The organism is Pseudomonas sp. 382, from assembly GCF_002759075.1.
GTDB lineage: Bacteria > Pseudomonadota > Gammaproteobacteria > Pseudomonadales > Pseudomonadaceae > Aquipseudomonas > Aquipseudomonas vlassakiae.
On the sequence record NZ_PEMX01000011.1, the window covers coordinates 43,684 to 62,082 of the forward strand.

An 18,399-nucleotide genomic window follows, 5' to 3' on the forward strand; every position below is an offset into this window, starting at 1 on the left:
ATCAGGGTGTGGCGAGCTGAGACCAGCCGCCTCTTTCGAGGGCACGTTGAGCCGCGGCATAGCTGCGGAAGTACTGGCAGGATTCCCGCGAAACGGGACCTTCGGTATCGCGCGTGCCGATGTAGTGGCCGGCGGCGCTATGCAGGACTTCGAGCGGCAGGAACTTGCCGCAATGGATCAAGGCCAATTGGCCGAAAGAGGCTTGCTGGGACATGGACGGTCTCCTTGGAGAAGCGGGGCCTTGTCCCTCACGGGATGGCAGCTCCCGCATGCGGTTGAAAAAAAATGCATCGGCGTCACGAGGACGCGCGTCCGCAGACTCGATGCGATGGCGGACTGGCGGGTGGCGCGGAGAGAATCCGCGGCAGCCTGGAAACCCTGGCTGCTGGCATGCTGCTGACGGATCAGCGACACATGCGGGCAGCTTCGTGCGCGAGGCGAGCCGCGTCAGCCGGAAATCGGCATCTGCAACAGCCCCGATTGGCGAACGCGGAAAAAAGAAAGCCCCGCAGCAAATGCGGGGCTGTCAGGAGGATAAGGCGAAGCTGGGTCAGCGAGTCTTGTCGCCCAGCACATGCTGCTTCCACAGGGCGAATGCCTCGTCCGGTCCCAGCTCTGCGAGGATGACGATGGGCTGGCCCTGACGGGCGCGCAGCGATGCGAAATACGCCGGCCGGTCTGCGATGGCTTTGAGCTTGATGCCCTTGAGGAACAGCAGCTTGCCGTCCTTGATGAAAAGCACCTTGTTGCCGACGTCGCGGTTGAACGCGGTACGCAGCTTGCGCTCGGCGTGCATGGCATCGGCCAGTTGGTCGACGAGGAAGTCGAGCGTGATATCGATGATCAGCGGTTCTTCATCCTCTCGATCGATGTCGAGCGAGGCCGGCGGCAGGCTCTTGGCGAATTCCTCCGCCTGGGCCAGCAGCGCGGCCAGGCCTTGCAGCGCACGCACGAACGTCGAGCCGCCGTGCCCGTCGTTGCGGGCCTCGGCGATGGGAATGCCGTCGAATTCGACGATGGCGGTGAAGCACAGCGTTTCCTCGCTGGCGAATTCGGCCACCTTGAAATTGTTCAGCGTGATGCGGTCTTGTTGGGTAATGGTTTCCATGGGAAGTCCTGAGTATCGACCGGGTGATGACGCGCCCCTGGCGGGACGCGGCATTCGTCCCGTGGGTTGGAGAAAGGAGGCATCGGTGCCCCGGTGGGCAGCGTTCGCCGATGGATGCCTGGGCGAACTGGCGGGTGGCGCGGGTGGAACCCACGGCAGCCTGGACACCCTGGCTGCTGGCTGCTGCCGACACGTCGGCAATGCAGGAGGAAGAATGGCGTGGCCGGTTGGCGGCGTCGTGCATCAATCCGATGCGCTCGATCCCGTCTTTTGCAGACACTGCACCAGCCGCTGACCCAGCCACGCGACGCAGGGCACGGCCATGGAATTGCCGATCGCCTTGTAGCGCGGGGCGTCTGCGGCAGGCTTGCCGCGATAAGGGACCAGGGTGTAGTTGTCGGGCATGCCTTGCAGAAGTTCGCATTCCACGGGCATCAACCGCCGCACGCGCCAATGCGACCAGTCTCCCGGGCCGGGGTCATTCCAGTCGTACCGGAAATGCGCCTCGAAGTCGGGAGCCAGCACATGGGGCTTGTCCGCGCCGCCGCCCAGCTCAGCGGCAAGACCATGCTGCCGTCCCCGCAGGGCAACGCAGGCCACCATCGGCACCCCGTAGCCCGGCTTGCCGTTGGACAGGACGGTGCAAGCCACCTGTCCGTGGCCGGACTCGAAGCGCACTTTGCCGCGATTGTTCTGCGCGAAGGCGATGGCGGGAACGACACCGGCGTTCGCATGGCTGTTGCGATGTCCGCCAGCACGTAGCGTCGGCGTCAGATCCATCGTGGCATCCGCGCCGCTGCCCTGGGCGGTGAAGGCGATGATCGGCACACCTTTGCCCGTACCGTCCTCGCTGCTGCCCTTGCCGCCGTTGGCGGTGTCGAGGGTGTGGCTGATGCTGCCGGCGAACGACTGCACCATGAACGTCTCGGTGCGGATGTCGTGCTTGGGGCCTGCGGCCATCAGGCATGCGGCCACATCGACGGGGCCGGTGCCGCCACTGAATCCGAACGTCGTCGTGACCTTGCCGTAGGGCTGCTTCAGTCCAGCAAATCCTGCGTATCCGCCTGCTGCTTCAGTACCAGATCCAGCAACACGGGCAGCTCCTTGCCACGGCGCGCTGCCCGCAGAAGAATCCCCGTGCAGGCCTGCACGCTCAAAAAGTACTTCGACGGGATCGAGGCCATCTCCACTACTTGCCACAAGAAACACACGCTTGCGGCGTTGGGCGACGCCGAAATATTGAGCGTCGAGCACGCGCCAGGCGATGCGGCGCCGGGGTCCAGACACACAACCTGCGTGCGCCCATTCTTGCCCTGGCGGTTCGAGCGCACGGCTTTCTCCGGCCAGTGCTCCCAGGAAATGCCCGAAGGCGTTGCTGCGGTCGTTGAGGACGCCGGGGACGTTTTCCCAGACGAGCGTGGCCGACATGCGGCCGTCTTGGTAGCGGGTTTGGTCGATGGCATTAGCTAACTCCACATAAGCAAGGGTCAAGGCTCCGCGCGGGTCATCCAGTCCCCTGCGTGCACCGGCAACGCTGAACGACTGGCACGGCGTGCCGCCGACCAGGATGTCGGGGGCCGGCACAGTGCCGGCGCGAACCTGGTCGGCGATCGAGGTCATGTCGCCTAGGTTGGGCACGCGCGGATAGTGGTGGGCGAGCACGGCGCTCGGGAACGGTTCGATCTCGGCGAACCACGCGGCTTCGAGGCCGAGCGGCTGCCATGCCAGGCTCACTGCCTCGATGCCGCTGCACACACTGCCGTACAGCAGTGGCGCGCAAGGTTGAGGGTGCATGTCGTCTCTCCTGTTCGTGTGGCCCAGGCCAATGGCCGGACCGGGACGTTGATAGGCAGGAGAAAGGCGCCGAAGGCCCTGCGGCCTTCGGCTCGGGAGGAAAGAAAAACCACCCGTGGGCTTATTGGCAGGCCCGGTCGTCGCTAGAACCGTCTGCTCATCAAGCAATCACACCCGGCCCATGTCGTGGCTGGGGCCGGCATCGTCTGGCGCACATCCGCGCACAAAGGGAGCCCGTTTTTGCACCGGCGGGCACCGGCACCGATTACCGCTGACCACGAAGGGTCTCCCGGTGGCTCGTGCAGCCTGGCAAGCCACCGGGAGACCCTTCGCAGAGGGCGGAAGAAACGCAGATCAACAGAACGCGCGTGGTGCGGCTCGCAGAGAAGCTACCTTCAGGTCCCGCGGCCGGGGACGGCTGGGCGGGACGCGCACACGGATCAAGAAGGCGTTGCGCGCTGGGCGTCCCGCAGGGCATGCGGCGGAGTGCGGGACAGGGGCCACGCCGCCGAAGGCGGGCACGGCTCACGGGGAACGGGGGCGGTCAGGAGCCTTTGCGGCCGCTACGGCGCGGGCGCGAGGCGCCGCGCTTGGAGCTGCCGGATTCGACTGGCAGCGTGCCTTTGCAGTCCGGGTAGCGGCTGCACGACCAGAACGGGCCGCTCTTGCCGCTGCGCTGGCGCGTGGGTGCGCCGCACTGCGGGCATGCCGGCCCTTGGGGAACCTTGATGGACAGGGAGGCGCTGCCGTACTGCGCAATCAACTGCGAAATCCACGCGGCCTGCTTGCCGATGAACACGTCCAGGGTGAGCTGTCCGGCCTCGATCATGTCGAGCGCCTGTTCCCAGACGGCGGTGGTGCCAGGGTCGGCAATCGCCGCAGGCACGGCATCGATCAAAGTGAAAGCCGCATCCGAGGCGCGGATGGCGCGCCCCTTCTTCACGAGGTAGCCGCGAGCGATCAGGCCGCCGATGATGTTGGCCCGCGTCGCTTCGGTGCCGATGCCAACCGTATCCTTGAGCTTCTGCTTCAGGCGGGGATCGGACACCAGCTTGGCGACGCCTTTCATGGACTTGACCAACTCGCCTTGCGTGTACGGTTTGGGCGGCAGCGTCTTGAGTGCCTTGAGATCGACGTCGGCCACCTGGCATGCCAGGCCCTCATACAGTTTCGGCAGCGCGGGCAGCACCTGGGCGCGGACCGCAGTATCGCCCTCGCCATCACCGTCTTCGGCCTGCGGCTCGGCGAGCACCTGGCGCCAACCCGGGATGACAACCTGCTTGCCCGTGGCCGCCAGGTTCTGCCCCCCGCACGAAAACTTGGCCACAGTGCGGTCGAACTCGTGGTGAGGGAGGAACTGCGCCAGGTAATGCGACCGGATGAGCCTGTACACGGCCAGTTCCTTCTCGCTCATGGCGGAGAGCTTCGCCGGTTCGAGCGTCGGGATGATGCCGTGGTGCGCCGTGACCTTGCCATCGTTCCAGGCGCGCGAGCGCTGCGAGCGGTCGAGCTGGCCCATGATCGAGCGCAGCGAGGGATCGGTCTTGAGCAGGCTGTCGAGAACGGTGGGCACTTCGGCAAACATGCTCTCGGGCAGGTAGCCGGAGTCCGAGCGGGGGTACGTCGTGGCCTTGTGCGTCTCGTACAGGGCTTGGGCAATCTCCAAGGTTTCCTGCACGTCCAGCCCAAGCTGCTTGGAACACACTTCCTGCAAGGTGCCCAGGTCGAACGGCAGCGGCGGGCCTTCGCGGACACGCTCAGTCTCCACCGACACGACGTGGGCACTGCCCGCAGCGCGGATCTGCTGCATGGTCTGCTGTGCGACCGGCTGCCGCAGGCAGCGGCCTGCGTCGTCGGTGCACGCATCGGGTGGAACCCATTGCGCGGCGAAAGTCGAACCGCCTGCGAACAGGGACACGGCGATGGCCCAGTATGGTACGGACACGAAGCGCGCGATCTCGCGGTCGCGGTCCACAACGAGCTTGAGCGTCGGGGTCTGTACGCGGCCGACCGACAGCACGCCGTCGTAACCCGCCTGTCGCCCCAGCACCGTGAACAGCCGGCTCAGGTTCATGCCCACGAGCCAATCCGCACGGGAGCGCGCCAGCGCCGAGTGGTACATCGAAAGCGTCTCGGCCGAAGGCCGCAGCTTGCCCAGTGCCGCCCGAATGGACGCATCGTTGAGCGCCGACAGCCACAGGCGTTCGATGGGGCCGCGGTAGCCGCAAAGCTCCACGATCTCGCGGGCGATCAATTCGCCCTCGCGGTCGGCATCGGTGGCGATAACCAGGTGAGTCGCCTTCGCCAAGAGCGCCTTGACGACCTTGAATTGCGTGGCGGTCTTCGGTTTGACCTCGACCCGCCAGTGCTGGGGAATGATGGGCAACTGCTCAACGGACCATCGTTTGAGCTGCTCGTCGTAGGCCTCGGGCGGCGCCGCCTCCACGAGATGGCCGATGCACCAGGTGACCGTGACGCCGGAACCGTTGAGGCAGCCTTCACCGCGCTGCGTGGCGCCGAGAATCCGGCCAATGTCTTTGCCCTGGGAGGGCTTCTCGCACAAGAACAGCCGCATATCCGTCCATCCCGATTCCTGTTGTTCATGGAGTTGCTGGGATCGAGGATGCCGAGCGCAGCCCCTGGCAGCAGCAAACAAGCCGCATGCGGCAGCGACCGCTTTCACGCCGATGAAATGGCGAGTGCGGGGAAGGTGCGTGGCCGGAAGTGTGCGGGCCGAGAGCCGCGATTTCCGGGAGCGCGCGTGGAACTCGGTGGACGTTGGTGGAGCTATCCCCTGGGGATAATTCGCAGCGCATGGAGGGCGGCGAAGCACTGCGGCAGCCGCCCTCCATGCCCGATCACTTCCTGCGCTTGGTCTCTTTCGGCGCCGTCGATTCCTGGGTGGCCTGGGGCTTCGGCTCTGCCTCCTGTGGCTTCGGGCTGAGGGCCACAGACTCGATGCGGTACGGCAGGATGCCGACACTGCGCGCGTTGACCTGCCAAGTCTCACGCGGCTGATCTTCGTTGTCCGTCCAGGGGTCGCGCTCCATGCGGCCGACGACCAGCACCCGCATGCCCTTCTGGTAGAGCTGCTGCCAGCGGTCGGCGTCGTGGTGCCAGAGTTCCACCGGCGCCCAGAAGCCGCCGCGGTCCTCGAACTCGCCGCCCTTGGTGGGGACGGGGTTGTCGAAGTACACGTTCAGCCGGAGCAACCGGCGAGGATCGTCGTTGCCATTGGGGAATTCGCGGTACTCGGGAGGCGATCCGATGTTGCCCTCGCCGATGAATTGTGTGCTCATGTTGGAATCTCCGTGGTGGTTGAAATACCCGTGCCTCGTTGGGCTCGGGCGCGTGCTCGGATGGCAGGCGCAATCACCGATCGCGCACTGCGGCAGGAACGGACGCGAGCCGGCGCAGGTAGGTGTTGTCCGCCTGCGCGGCCTTGCTGGCGCATTCCTGTGCTTGCCTGCCCAGGGTGTGCAGCAGGCTGATCTGCATGTTCAGCATGACGCGCTGCAGTTCGATCTCGTGCAGGTCGTGCAGCAGGTTGACCGGCGTGCTGGGGCTCGCCATCAGCTCCTGCCACAACGCCACGCCCATGGCCGATCGATCGTGCTTGCGCCAGCGAAGAAAGGTCGTGCCTGCGCCAGTGGTCTGCTGGGCCAGCTCGACGGGAAGCAGGTGGAAGGGATGCCCGCACGCCTGTGGCAGCACCTGTCGCTGCGCCAGGGCAATCAACTCGTCGCGCATGGCGAAGCACTGGCTGGCCCAGGCCTCGAAGTCCCCTTTACCTTTAAAAGGCTTTAAAAGGCCTTTTAGAGAGGCCGCGTGTTCCAGCCGCATGAAGGCTGGCTGTTCCAGACGACGGAAGTAGCGCGGTTCGCGGTTCGGGTCGCTCATGCCGGTTCGTCCTCGCCGGCGGCTGTGGACTTGGCCTCGGCCGAATCGGCGGCAGCGCCTTCGTCGGTGGGAGATGCGGCTGCGGCAGCGCTATCACCACGCTGTTGCAGACCACGGCGCACGACGGGCGGCGCAAACTTCGAGCGGCGCATGCCTTCGAGCACGTCCTGCGGCAGTTCGCCGAACTTCTCCAATGCTGCCCGAGCTGCGGCGTTCTTGGCCGCGAAGTCGTCGCGGGTGCAGCCCGAGTAGCGGTATTGCTGGGCCAGGCTGAACAGGCTGCGCAGCGCGTGGGCACCTTCGTTGAGCCAGCGCTCCAACGTCGAGCGATCGATCAGCGCGGTGTGGTGGGCGAGGATCAGCTTGCGGGCGATGTCGTCGTAGTCGGCCAGCAGATAGACGGCGGCAAAGCCGAGCTGCGCGTTCACGAACAAGGGGAGCTTCACCGGCTGCACGTTGAGGTTCTCACCCAGGCTCAACGCCGCAGGCACGCCGGCCAGTGCCTGGTCAACCTGCTCGCGCAGCGATTGCAACGTGGTCCTGGTCTGGTCGAGCTTTTCCTCGATGCGCAACATCCACCAGTCGCTGTACGGGTCGTCCTGCTCCGAGCCGCGCTTCATCTTGTTCATCACGGCGATGTAGCCGTTCAGGCCGACGATGCCGGGTCGCCCCTCGGCGGCGGCGCGGCCATGCCAGATGCGCGAGGCGTGGTGGGTGTGAAGCGTCAGCGACATCGCGCTGCGCAAAGAGCCGAGATTGAGTTGCAGAGGTTCGTTGGTTGCCATGGCGTCCGCTCGCTTGGGAAAAGGAGCGGTCAGGATCGGCACGCAACGGAAGGCAGTCAGTCAACAAACCGAAATGAACCGGGACCCGGTTGTCGTGGCAGCGGTGGCCTGTGACACGAGCTATCCCCAGGGGATAGCTCCATCGAAAGCCATGGAGCGCTGCTCGCGCAAATGGTGCGTGCGCTCATGCAACCGACGCCATTACGGCCCCCCTGGACCGAAGTGCCATGCCGTGCCTGTCGGCGTTACAGCTTGTAGTACATCTATCCCCTGGGGATAGCTCTACTGACGGCCATCGACGTCTGCTTCACGCCCTTGTCGCTCGTCGCGCTCAGCTACTGCGCAGAAGGTCGCGCAGCCGGTCAATGTGCTGCCGGGCCACCTCGGGTGGAACCACATTGCGCGGTGGTTCAGGCGGTGCATCTCGTGCAGGGGCAGGTGGCGGTGCTGACCCGGCTTGCTTGGCCCAGGCGTTGAACTCGCCACGGATGGCGCGCTGGATGATGCCGAACAGGTAGCCTGCCGGGTTGCGGATGGTGCTGCCGCGACAGCGATCCGCCCATTCGTCCAGCACGGCCTGGCGTAGCGGAGCATCGACCTGCTGCAATGCCACGATGGCGGCGGCCTGCTGCTCTTCCTTCAAGCCGAGAAAGCGATCAGGCAGGCGAACTCCTGGCATCGCACGCGCCTGCCCACGCTCACGCGCGGTAGTACGTACTTCATTCATACGACTACTACGTACAGTACGGTCCTGCTTCGGATTCCGAAGAGCGCCGTCTGACGCGGGTTTCGGCCCTGCTTCGGAATCCGAAGAGGGGTCATCAGAATTCCGAAGAAGGCTCGGCGCCCCTTCTTCGGAATCGTGAACCCTATCCTTCTGTGGATAACTCTCCTGCGACCCAATGCCCTGGCTCGCGAGGCGTTCGGCAAGGACCTGCAGCCGCGAGGGCAACGTGCGGCCAGACAACAACGGGTCTTCGGCGATTTCCTTGAGGGTGTGCAAGCCCACGACCTGGACGGCCTTGGCCGAATGGCCCAGGGCTTGGCTGACGAGCTCCAAGTAGTCCGGGTCGAGCTGCATCGCCTCGAAAGGCGTCAGGGGCTCATCGTGCAGGACGTAGAGGTTGCCGAGGATGCGCCCGGTCTTGGGGTCACGCCTGCGGCGCACGAGACTCAACCAGCGAGTCAGGCGCAACAGCGTCAGCGCCCGTGCCACGGTCTCGTGAGAGGCCTGTCCGGCGCAGGGCATTGACGCGAGCCACGGGCGAAGTTGCTCATACGTCGGAAACGCCGTGACCCCATCCTCGTTGAGCATCATCCGAAAGACTTGCCAGGCATTGCGTTCCAGCGGCGTCAGGCGTCGGTCCAGGAACAGCCGTCGCGGCACGCTCTCGTGCCGATTGCCGCTGAACAGAAAACCGTCGCCGGTTGCGGAGACAGGAGATGTTGCGGATGCGGGAGCTGGCGCGGACGCGGGCGGGCGAGGTTTCGGTGCAAGGTCTTTCAGCGCGCTGTCGAACAGATCAGCGAGGGCGACCGGGCCTTGGCGTGGTGCTCGTGGTGCAGCGTCGTCCACGGCCATGACTCAACCCAATCCCTGATCGATCCAGTTCTTGATCGCAGCCCAGACCACCGACAGCGGCAGTTCCATGCCTTCGGCGAGGTCCATTGCCGCATCAAGAACCGAGGTCTCATCCTCCAGCTCGACATTCCTGCTGCTGGTCACGGCCTTCCAGCGTCGCCACAGCTCGGTGTCCTGCTCCTCGTCCAGAACCGGATGGCGCCCCTTGCGTTTGGGCAGGCCGAGAACTTCACGCCGTAGCGCGACTTCCTGGTGCGTCAGCCCATAAAAACGGCTCGCCATTTCCGTACTGGCCCCCAGGCGCAACATGCGATCGACGGTGGCGATCTCCTTCTCCACGTCCTGCGCCTGTTTGAGCAATCGCCGGAGCACTTCCCGGTTCACCGAGACAGAGCACCACGAGACGCTGGCATTGGCCAGTACGCTGATCAGCGCCGGATGCTTGAGCGCATCCAATTCTTCCTCACCGAATCCCATCGCCTTGCAGCGGCGCAGTTGCCCGTTGCGCAGATCGTAGAGCGCCTGCGCGATGACGGCCTGGTTGAGTGGGTTAGGTGCGGACATGCGGGCCTCCCTCGCTCAGGTCCCAGGACCGAGAGCGCCGGCTTCCAGATCCAGCAGGCGCCGGGCCAGCCGCAGCAGACGAAACAGCTTGACCAGCGCGGTGTCGCTCAATCGCCGGGCCCCGTCGGCATGACGTTGGCCTTGGCCGTGCAACAGCGCTGGCAGGTCGGTGACGAAGTGCCCGCCGTCCAAGCCCACGTCGGCCGACTGCTGACCGGCCAGGGAAACCAGCAGCGCGAGCACGGCACGTGCGAGCGGCGACGAAACCTGGGTCGGGGCACGACACGCGAACCCGATGCCATCTGAACGATCCTCGACACACGCGTCCAGGTCGACCTCGCCCGCGATCTCGCGCGCGAACTGCGCGATGTGGACGCGCAGGCGGCCGGGTGCGTCGAGACCTGGGTCGATATGCCAGATGTCCGAGATGGGATAGAGGCCACCGGCCTGCACGGGAATCGACTGCAGCACGTTGGCCGAGAAGTCGGGCGGAAGCGCATCGCCCAACTGGTCGGCGACCATGCGCTGGATGGACTGGAGCCGCTGCGTCGTGGGTGCCGGAGAGACGATGTGCTCGTCAAGTAGATCGCCAGCCGCTGCCGCAGGGGTGGCTGCGGATGCCTCACGCGGGGCCGCATCGTCCTGGGGCCTTGTCGGCGCGGCGGCAGAGTGGCCTGCAGAATGTGCTGCTGTGGCGGGGGACGGTGCCGGTTCAATCGGCGGCCGTGCGATGGCCCCAGGCTCAGGCAATGCCGGCGGCGCCGATGGCGGGGTTGGGTCGCTGACCAGGGCGCGGTGGCGGCTCTCGGATTCGGTCAGGTCCAGGGCAAGCACGTCGTAGTCGATGCCCAGCAGCTCGGACATCTGACCGATCAACTCGTCCTGCACACGCTGCGGCGAGAACTCGTCGGCCTGGGTATCGAACTGCGACAGCACTTCTTGGAAGAAACTGTCGAAGTCGAGCGGCAGGGAGCGGCCCTTGGCATAGTGCTCCCACGTGCGCTCACTGGCCTTGCGCATGACCGACAGCCGCTCGACCTGGTGGCGACCGAGGCCACCATACAGCACGGTCGGGATCGCAGGCAGCAGGTAGCGCACCGCATCGGCCATGCGGCTGATGTGTGACTGCTGCACGGGGAAGCCGTCGGCGCCCAAGCGACGGGCCAGCTCGGACTGGCTCAAGGTCGTGCTGCTTTCCGCTTCATAGAACTCGCGCGCCTTCTCGACGCCGAGGGCGCGCTCGATGAACGTCAAGCCGCCACGCAGTTCGTTCTCGGCGAGGTGCCCGGTCAGCGCGACGATCTCCCCGCGCGCAGGCCACGGCCGGAACAGGCACGATATGCGGAAGAAGCGCTCGTCCTTCGTTTCTGTCCAGAGTTCGCGCAGGATCGCCAGCCTGGTGTTGCCGCCGTTGCGGATGATGTAGTGCGCCTCGCCAGGACGGCGTGTGATGGCTGGCGCCGCATCCAGGCCGCGCTCGCGGATGGAGGCCTTGATTTCATCGTAGGCCGAGTTGCGCTTTTTGCGGGGATCGTGGTCGTAGGGCCGCAACTGGTCCAGCGTCACGACCATCGGCGTGTCGGCGATGGGGTCACTCAAAGCCGTGGCCGATGGCCCACTGCGCTCGAACCCGGCGGCAAGCAGCTTGCCGGCCATGTCCTGGGAGGTCATCTCAGCCATGGCCGCATCCCTCGGCGTTGGCGGGCCGGGCCATGCGGGCCTCGCGCTCGGCTCGGCGGATCTGCGCACGGGCATTGAGGTCTGCCCGGTAATCGCTCGCTGTCGAGCTGGTGTAGATGGCGGCGCAGCCGGTCTTGGTGAATTTGAGGTGTCCACCCCGAGTACGTTTGACGTGCCAGCCTTCGCTCACCGCAAACTCGATCAGGGCGCGCAGTCGCTTGTGGCCACGGGACAGTTCATGTGCGCTCGCCACGGGACCTCCCGGTTTCAATAGAACGTGGAGGACGGCCGGACACGCGGGCGAATCTGTCTTGCCACTGCGGGAACAGTTCGCCGGCGAGCGTGCGCATGGTGTCGAGCGCAGCGGGCGCAACTCTGCCTGGTGGCTGTCGATACTCGACGCGATGCACCGGCATGCCGCGGGTTGCAGCGCGCGGATAGGCTTCGATGGCCGGCACGTCGGTGCCCAGCACGCGGATGCCCGTGTGATCCTGAAATAGGTCGTGCAGCGCCTGCTGGATCATGCGTGCGTTGGCGGACACGGGGTGGACACGATTGATGAGTAGGTGCAGCGGTGGCGGTTCGATGCCAAGGTGCCGATACGGCGCGATGTCCTCCAGCAACTGCATGGTGCCGCGCCGCAGTTCGCGGGCCGCAAGGATTTCCGGGGTCACGGGTGACAGCGCCAGGCCGGAGGCGAGCACCGCCATCTCCAACAGCACCGAGCGCGCGCCTTGGGTGTCGATTAGCACCAGGTCATAGAGCGGCGCCAGCGCCGGCAGCAGGTGGCGCAACCGCAGGCGCCCGTCTGGCGCGTGCAGCAGCAAGGTGTTCAGTTCACCCCGGTGGTCGTTCGAGAGCACCAGGTCCAGGCCCGCGATGATGGTGCGGGACACGAGCTGGTCGAGACCGCGCTCGTTGAACGCCAGCAGCTCATAGATGCCGCCGGGCGCGCGGTGAGCCAGATCGTAGTAGGAGGACAAGGTGGGCTGCACGTCGAGATCGAGCAGCAGCACGCGCAGCCCCGCGTCCGCGGCGAGCCCGCCGAGGTTGGCGGCCGTGGTCGTCTTGCCGACGCCACCTTTCGTTGAAATGATGGATACGACCTGCATGGCGCTCTCCGTTTGGCGATGGGAAGTCCGAGGGGGAGCGAGTCAGGTGCGGTTGTTAAGGCGTTCGGCGATCCACTGATCGATCTCGACCGAATCCCAGCCCACCGCGCGCACGCCAAGGCGCAACGCCTGTGGAAACTGGCGCTTCTTCATCAGGTTGTAGATGTGGGCGCGTTTGAAGCCGGACTTCGCTTCAACTTCATCGAGCCGCAGGATGCGGCGCTCGTGCGGTGGCAGTACAGGTACTTGCGACATGGCGGTCACTCCTGAACGCTCAGTGGCGTTTGTTGGCGTGACCTCTATTCAATAGACATGGCTGCAAAAAGACATTGCAAATGCAATCTCCGAGACTGCACATACAAGATGGAAGAATTCACGCGGCTGCGCTACGCACATTCTTCCTGGCGTTGGCGAACTTGCCGTTCAAGGTTCGCTCCGTGATGCCCATGGTGCCGCCATAGTGGGCGAGCAATGCGGTGACGATTGCCTCCTGCGTCTTGAAGCTGGAGTACGGCACACCCGATGGGGATTGACCCAGCATCAGCGTCAGCATGCCACCGATGATGTTCAGGTACGTGGTCTCCGCTCGATCACTGATCGCGCACTGCTTGGATGCCAACAGCACCGCGGACTGCTTGAGCAAGGCTTCGTGTTGCGCTTGAAGTTTGCGCATCTCACGCCGGCTATGGTCCAGCGCGGCCTGCAGAGCCTGCCGTTCCAGCAGGATTGCCTGTCCTGTTTCCAGGGTGATGGAGGGATGCGCCATGCGCTCGCTGCGGCTGAACAGGAATCCGGGTCGATGCTCAGGATAGTGAGTGCGCATCCAGCGTTTCAGATCGACGTGGCGGATGGTCAGATCGGGTGAACTCACCAACTCTGGGTCATTGAGCGTGATCCCGTTCTTGCCAAAGGGCAGTTCCGAGTTGAGGATGCCGTCGTAGATGCGTTCCGAGTACAGCCGACACTCGTTCCATCGCGGGCAGTCCAATGTCTGCGGCAGGCACCGCGGTGATGCGATCGAGGCGAGGATCGACGCCTTGTACCGCAACAACCCAGCCCACCGTATGGCAGCTTCGATGGGACGATAGAACACCTTTGATAATGGTGGCTCCTTGTGCATGTTTTCGTCTCCTTTCGGAAGCGCTACATCACCGGCTCCTTTCTCGCCCTGCCAAGGGCTGTTGTGTCGTTATGCCTGTGGCGGATGCCAGGGACGAATGCCCCGGAACGTGGGCGGACGAGATCATGGCATCCGCCACAGGTGGCCCTCTCTTGCTCAATGTGCAAGAATCGACCAGTTGCCGGCCCGTCGAGTAACAAGGAAGAAGCACGCTCGACAATGGCGCTCACGGTGCCAGCGTCATGGGGTGCGTCAGGCGTATCAAGACCGATTCGCTATGGTCTGATATCCCTACGGTTTCACAAGTCGCGCTGGGGCGCAGTCGTTGCTCAACGTCCAGAGGGACGCAGAGAAAACCGCGCGTGTGATGCTTGTTCTGGCATCCTGATATATCGACATAGCATCCAGCGATCCTGGGCTGTGGCCAGTTTGAGGCTGTTGCGCGCCGCTCCCACACGGTCGCCAGCTGACCAGGTGATGTGAACATGCGCCCCATCTTTCCTTGCTCGCCGCTTGGCCTTCATCACGAACAGCCTTGGGCTGTGGTGCGCACGGCATCAAACCAAGCGCGGTCTCAACGTTCGATGCTGATGCCATTCCTGACGCAAGGAGACCTGAGTGTCGAGCGGCGTTGCAGGGGCGGGCCTCTGGTAGCCGTGTATTCTGCGTCGGTTGTCAGGGGATGAAATGGCAGTCCTTGGACGCTGATGGAAGTTGTTGGATGAGTTTTGTTGCCGAGGGCGAAGAACAAGGCTATAATTCAGGCCTTCGCTGCTCACGGCGGCGAAGAATGTGATTGGGAAACAAGGATTTAGCGCCCTAGTGCCTGTCTCGTTTCCCGCTCCAAACATGAAAAACGCCACTCTTCGAGTGGCGTTTTTTTTTTTGCTGTCTGCTCCTGAGGGACCTAGGCCTGCAGCACGGCGGCCACATCCGGGAATTTCAACCAGGTTTGCTTGTCGTCAAATGACACCTGCACCGAAACTCGGAACTGGTAGTTGAGCGCCAGGCGCGAAAGCTCAGTGCGTGCAACCTCACCCAGTACCATCTCCCCCGACCCGGAAGGTACAGGCAGCTCGGTGGCGATGGGCAGCGTGATGAGGCTACCGATATTGTCGCGCTCCACGCCTTCGATCCAGGCGTTGACGAACTGCGATGGGGCGCGGAAGGCCCAATCCGCCAATGTGAACGCGGCGCTGTCGCCCATTCTGTTCAGCTCCAGGGCTCCGTTGACGATGTCTGTGCACTGCACGATCGGCAGGCCTTCTATTTTGCGTACCGTCACAAAGTGCGACGGTGAGGGCGGCATGTCAGGTTTGTCGATTTGGTAGTGCAGCTCGGCGCGGTTTTCCATGTGGGGCGGAATATGTTGGCCAGGGATGAGGTATTCGCGCCCGCCGGGTGCAATTGGCGTGCTGGTCGAGTAGCCGCCGAGGGTGCCAGGCTCCCCCCAGTACACGGTGACGGTTTCGTTGGGACGTATATCCGCGCCGTCCGGTATGACGAATGTGACCCCATCGACGGCGTCAGCCGGCAGCAGTGTGCTGAAATACTCGCTCCCGGTAGCCTCCCTGATAAACGGTGGTGGCAGTACCCGAGGTGGCGGGGATGGATCGGAATTCAGCGTGCGTGCCAGGGATCGCTGTACGGCCGTGCCGGCCCGGTCCTGCACTTCGTAACGGGCGAAGCGCTGGCCGCCTTGGGACTGACGAATGAAATCACCCGGGAATGTCAGCTCGATCGGTTTGCTGATGCCCCCAGAGAGTTCGATATCGTCCAGGGTCAGTGTGTGCATGTCGACCAGGTGAATCCCGACAGGGTCGTCGCTCCAGAACCATTTGATCACATCACCGGGCTCAGCACCCAGAAAGGACGGTACAGTTCCCACGACCTTGTCGCCGTTGGCATCGAGATACTCTTCGGTGACGCCTTCGCCGATCACGTAGTCAGGAAACCCCAGGCGGTCGTCATCCGGGTCCAGCATGGGGGGGGTCTTGTCGATGTAGACATTCAGAGGCCGGGAAGGGACCTCTGTGCCATTGAATATCGTTACCTCGTAGTGGAGGGTGTGCGTGCCTTCGATCAAGTAGCGCACCGGGACCAGAATGAACAGTTCTTCTGGTTTCACGGGTTGGTTGAAGGTCTTCCTTTCGACCAGCTCCCCGTTCCAGTAAAGGTCAAGGAACTCGTTGTCCTCTTCGCTTGGCTCGGAGGGTGCCCAGGGGTGGAATTCTACTCGCAGAGGCAAATACGTTGCCCGGAACGAAATAGTGTTGGGCATGGCGCCATCGACATCGGGTATGAGGTCTGGTACATCCGGCTCGACAAGCAGGCCCTCGTCCTCAGCAGGGCGCTCTGGCCGTGGTGCTTTGAATTCAACGCTGCGTTTGCTGTGTGCCATCCTGCTTCTCCACCCTTTCTGCTGAATGAAAAAGGGAAGGCACTCGGCCTTCCCGCGGTTTTACCAGTTGTAACGCACTCCGAAGTTGACGCCCCAGGGCTGTTCGATCTTGCTGCCATGGCTGTAATCGAAGTCGGCATGTGCCTGCCACTTGTCGTCCCAGGCAACCGCCATACCGACACCGACTTCACCACGCGACCCTGACAGGTCATTGGCGAAGCGGTTGTCGTTGACTTTCACCTGGTTGCCATTGGCGAACTCATGTGCCGCTGCAACGCGCAGGTAGGGCTGCAGGGTGCGCCCCTCGCCGGCTGCGAAATTGCGCCCGATGGTGGTGCCTACCTTGCCCAGCAGCGAGCGGGTGCGTTCACTCTCGGCACGCATGCCGTTATCCAGGGTGTAGTCCTTACCTTGCAGCACCAGCCCGGACAACTGCGCGAACGGTTCGAGGAACCAGTCATCGGCCAGGGTCAGATGCCGGCCTACTTCCAGCGATACACCGGCGCCGAGGTTGTTGTAGTCGCCCTTTGCCTTGCTGCCGTCGCTCAGGCGAACGTCGGCCTTGTTGCGCAACTGGTTGATACGGGCCACGGTGTCGATGTAATAGCCGCTATCAGCATCGAGCCAGGTGGCATACACCCCGGCGTGGTAGCTGTCGACGCTGGCTGATGAGCCGCGTGCGAGGTTCAGGTCCGAGTTGCTGTAGCCGGCCGTGATGCCGAGCAGCCAGTTGCCATCGCCGATCGGCAGCGGTGCGTCGGCACCTATCGACAGGCCTTGCTGCTGCTGTTGGTAAGGTGCACCCGTCGACACGTTGAATTGGTTGGCGTAGGTACGCACCCATCCACCCGCCTTGCCGGGGTTACGGCGCACGTCGCCCATGCGGCTGCGCAACACTCCCAGCTCGCCATACCAGATGGTCGGCGCGACATTGGCCAAGGCCATGACCGTTTGCGTGCCGGGGCTGATGGTGCGGGTGGTGGCATCCAGGTACCAGTCATTGTCGCCGCGCTGGACCAGGTCGTATGAATAGGCGCCCAAGTCTACCGGGCCGCCCAGCAGTGAAAATTGCGCATCGCCGGCCGCCGTGTGGACCACATGCAGGCTGTTGTCGGCGAGCGGGTCCTTGCCACTGGCGCTGACCTGCAACTGATGGTCGCCGCTGGCGCTGCCCGTGACATCAAGGAAGTCCGAGTGCGACGTGCTGAAGTCTGCCTCCATGATGAAGGTGCCATTGCCTGCCAGGTTTTCCACGGAAAGCTTGAAGAACTCACCCGGGCCGCCGAAGCGTACCGCGCCGCCATCGAGCTGAAGGTCGCCCACCTGGCTGTTCTCGACCAGAATCCACTCGGCACCGCTGCTGATCCCCAGGTCGGCAACGTTCTCCAGCCGCCCCTTTAGCGTTGCCTGGTTTTCCAGCAGTACGTTGGCAGTGCCCCCGCTGGCGACGACGATGTCACCGACCAGGTGACTGTCATTCACTCGCAGGTTGGCATCGGCATCGTCAGCGACTTCCAGCAGTACGCCGTTACCCCCGCTCAGGCTCGCGTTATTGAGCACCTCGATATTTGCTGATGCGGCACCTGCACCGCGTCCGACGGCGATCGCCGGCCCGTTGCGTCCTTCCACCAGGCTGTTGTCTACCACCAGCGACGACCCGCGGCCGTTGTCTTCAATGATGCGTACGCCGTAGCTGCCACCGCTGATGGTGCTGCCGTCCCTTGCAGCCAGGCTGCCGGCCACCATGCGCACGCCTTCGCTGGTCTCGCCGGTGCCACGCAGGGTGGTGCGTTGCAGTTCTGCGCTGCTGGCATTGATGGTTGCGCCCAGCACACCGCCTTCGATCAGGCTGTCGCTGATCGCGGCGGTTGCGCCTGCGCTGAATGCCATGCCGCGCCCGTTGCTACGGATAACAGAGCCTACGACGCTGGCGTTGGCGCCGTTGAGCGTAAGACCGTCGGCATTGCTTTCGGCGGTGACCTGGCTACCCGAAAGATTCACCGTGGAGCCGGCTCGAGCAGCGATCTGCAAGGTCGTGGCACCGGAGGCGGAGAGCGTCGCTTGGTTGGTCACACGGTAGCTGTCCAGTGCGCTACTGGCATCGAGTGCGGTGTCGCTGTCGATGAGCGTTTCAGCCAAGGCGGGGCCGGCGAACAACAGCGGGCCCAGCAGCACCAGTCGAGCGGGGTGCGTGAATTGGCGAAGGGTATGGAGGAGGCGAGTTGACATTAGGGGCACCATTGAAGTAGCAATTTTCTGTAGGACCATTCCCTTTTGGTTGAGAGATTGGTCTTGATGCCCCAAGGCTATTCGGACGAGACCGCGAAAAATGTAGGAAAAATCCCAACAAAAT

The 18,399-nt window shown here is 63.9% G+C and carries 16 protein-coding genes; all 16 read right to left on the reverse strand.

The annotated features are described in order from the left end of the window. Window position 1: 1 nt before the first annotated feature. The 16 genes from CQW31_RS14665 to CQW31_RS14740 all read right to left on the reverse strand — a co-directional run bounded on the left by CQW31_RS14665 (window position 2) and on the right by CQW31_RS14740 (window position 18,275). Window positions 2-214 carry a hypothetical protein gene (locus CQW31_RS14665; protein WP_073664035.1) on the reverse strand — a complete coding sequence of 71 codons (213 nt, stop codon included), beginning with the start codon at window positions 212-214 and terminating at the stop codon, window positions 2-4. A 336-nt stretch (window positions 215-550) separates the two neighbouring features. Then, window positions 551-1,108 carry a hypothetical protein gene (locus CQW31_RS14670; protein ID WP_099814804.1) on the reverse strand — a complete coding sequence of 186 codons (558 nt, stop codon included), beginning with the start codon at window positions 1,106-1,108 and terminating at the stop codon, window positions 551-553. Between the two features lie 243 nt (window positions 1,109-1,351). Next, window positions 1,352-2,902, reverse strand: coding sequence for a DNA cytosine methyltransferase (locus tag CQW31_RS14675; protein ID WP_099814805.1), 1,551 nt, complete (start codon window positions 2,900-2,902; stop codon window positions 1,352-1,354). Between the two features lie 544 nt (window positions 2,903-3,446). Continuing rightward, window positions 3,447-5,477 carry a DNA topoisomerase III gene (locus CQW31_RS14680; protein WP_003116834.1) on the reverse strand — a complete coding sequence of 677 codons (2,031 nt, stop codon included), beginning with the start codon at window positions 5,475-5,477 and terminating at the stop codon, window positions 3,447-3,449. A gap of 283 nt (window positions 5,478-5,760) precedes the next feature. Next, window positions 5,761-6,201 carry a single-stranded DNA-binding protein gene (locus CQW31_RS14685; RefSeq protein ID WP_003098976.1) on the reverse strand — a complete coding sequence of 147 codons (441 nt, stop codon included), beginning with the start codon at window positions 6,199-6,201 and terminating at the stop codon, window positions 5,761-5,763. A gap of 73 nt (window positions 6,202-6,274) precedes the next feature. Further along, entirely contained in the window at window positions 6,275-6,802 is a 528-nt protein-coding gene (locus CQW31_RS14690; protein WP_003098978.1) for a DUF3158 family protein, read from the reverse strand. Continuing rightward, window positions 6,799-7,587 (reverse strand): PFL_4669 family integrating conjugative element protein, encoded by a 789-nt coding sequence (locus tag CQW31_RS14695; protein WP_012112316.1) that lies wholly within the window; start codon window positions 7,585-7,587, stop codon window positions 6,799-6,801. The genes CQW31_RS14690 and CQW31_RS14695 overlap by 4 nt, the downstream gene beginning before the upstream one ends. 331 nt (window positions 7,588-7,918) lie before the next feature. After that, window positions 7,919-9,169 (reverse strand): STY4528 family pathogenicity island replication protein, encoded by a 1,251-nt coding sequence (locus tag CQW31_RS14700; protein ID WP_012112315.1) that lies wholly within the window; start codon window positions 9,167-9,169, stop codon window positions 7,919-7,921. A gap of 3 nt (window positions 9,170-9,172) precedes the next feature. Then, on the reverse strand, window positions 9,173-9,733 hold the full coding sequence (locus tag CQW31_RS14705; protein ID WP_012112314.1) for a DUF2857 domain-containing protein: 561 nt from the start codon (window positions 9,731-9,733) through the stop codon (window positions 9,173-9,175). A 15-nt stretch (window positions 9,734-9,748) separates the two neighbouring features. Next, on the reverse strand, window positions 9,749-11,413 hold the full coding sequence (locus tag CQW31_RS14710) for a ParB family protein (RefSeq protein ID WP_012112313.1): 1,665 nt from the start codon (window positions 11,411-11,413) through the stop codon (window positions 9,749-9,751). Further along, the gene (locus CQW31_RS14715; RefSeq protein ID WP_012112312.1) at window positions 11,406-11,666 is read right to left on the reverse strand and encodes a hypothetical protein; all 261 of its coding nucleotides are present in this window, start codon (window positions 11,664-11,666) and stop codon (window positions 11,406-11,408) included. The genes CQW31_RS14710 and CQW31_RS14715 overlap by 8 nt, the downstream gene beginning before the upstream one ends. Beyond that, window positions 11,650-12,525 (reverse strand): ParA family protein, encoded by an 876-nt coding sequence (locus CQW31_RS14720; protein WP_012112311.1) that lies wholly within the window; start codon window positions 12,523-12,525, stop codon window positions 11,650-11,652. Before CQW31_RS14720 ends, CQW31_RS14715 begins: the two co-directional genes overlap by 17 nt. 42 nt (window positions 12,526-12,567) lie before the next feature. Next, complete coding sequence (locus CQW31_RS14725) at window positions 12,568-12,780, reverse strand: AlpA family transcriptional regulator (protein WP_012112310.1); 213 nt, start codon at window positions 12,778-12,780, stop codon at window positions 12,568-12,570. 118 nt (window positions 12,781-12,898) lie between these two features. Beyond that, window positions 12,899-13,645: a hypothetical protein gene (locus CQW31_RS14730; RefSeq protein WP_012112309.1), complete on the reverse strand. Its 747-nt coding sequence runs from the start codon at window positions 13,643-13,645 to the stop codon at window positions 12,899-12,901. Window positions 13,646-14,552: 907 nt separating this feature from the next. Beyond that, window positions 14,553-16,046, reverse strand: coding sequence for a hypothetical protein (locus tag CQW31_RS14735; protein ID WP_256587405.1), 1,494 nt, complete (start codon window positions 16,044-16,046; stop codon window positions 14,553-14,555). A 60-nt stretch (window positions 16,047-16,106) separates the two neighbouring features. Further along, complete coding sequence (locus CQW31_RS14740; protein ID WP_099814806.1) at window positions 16,107-18,275, reverse strand: autotransporter outer membrane beta-barrel domain-containing protein; 2,169 nt, start codon at window positions 18,273-18,275, stop codon at window positions 16,107-16,109. Between the last annotated feature and the right edge of the window lie 124 nt (window positions 18,276-18,399).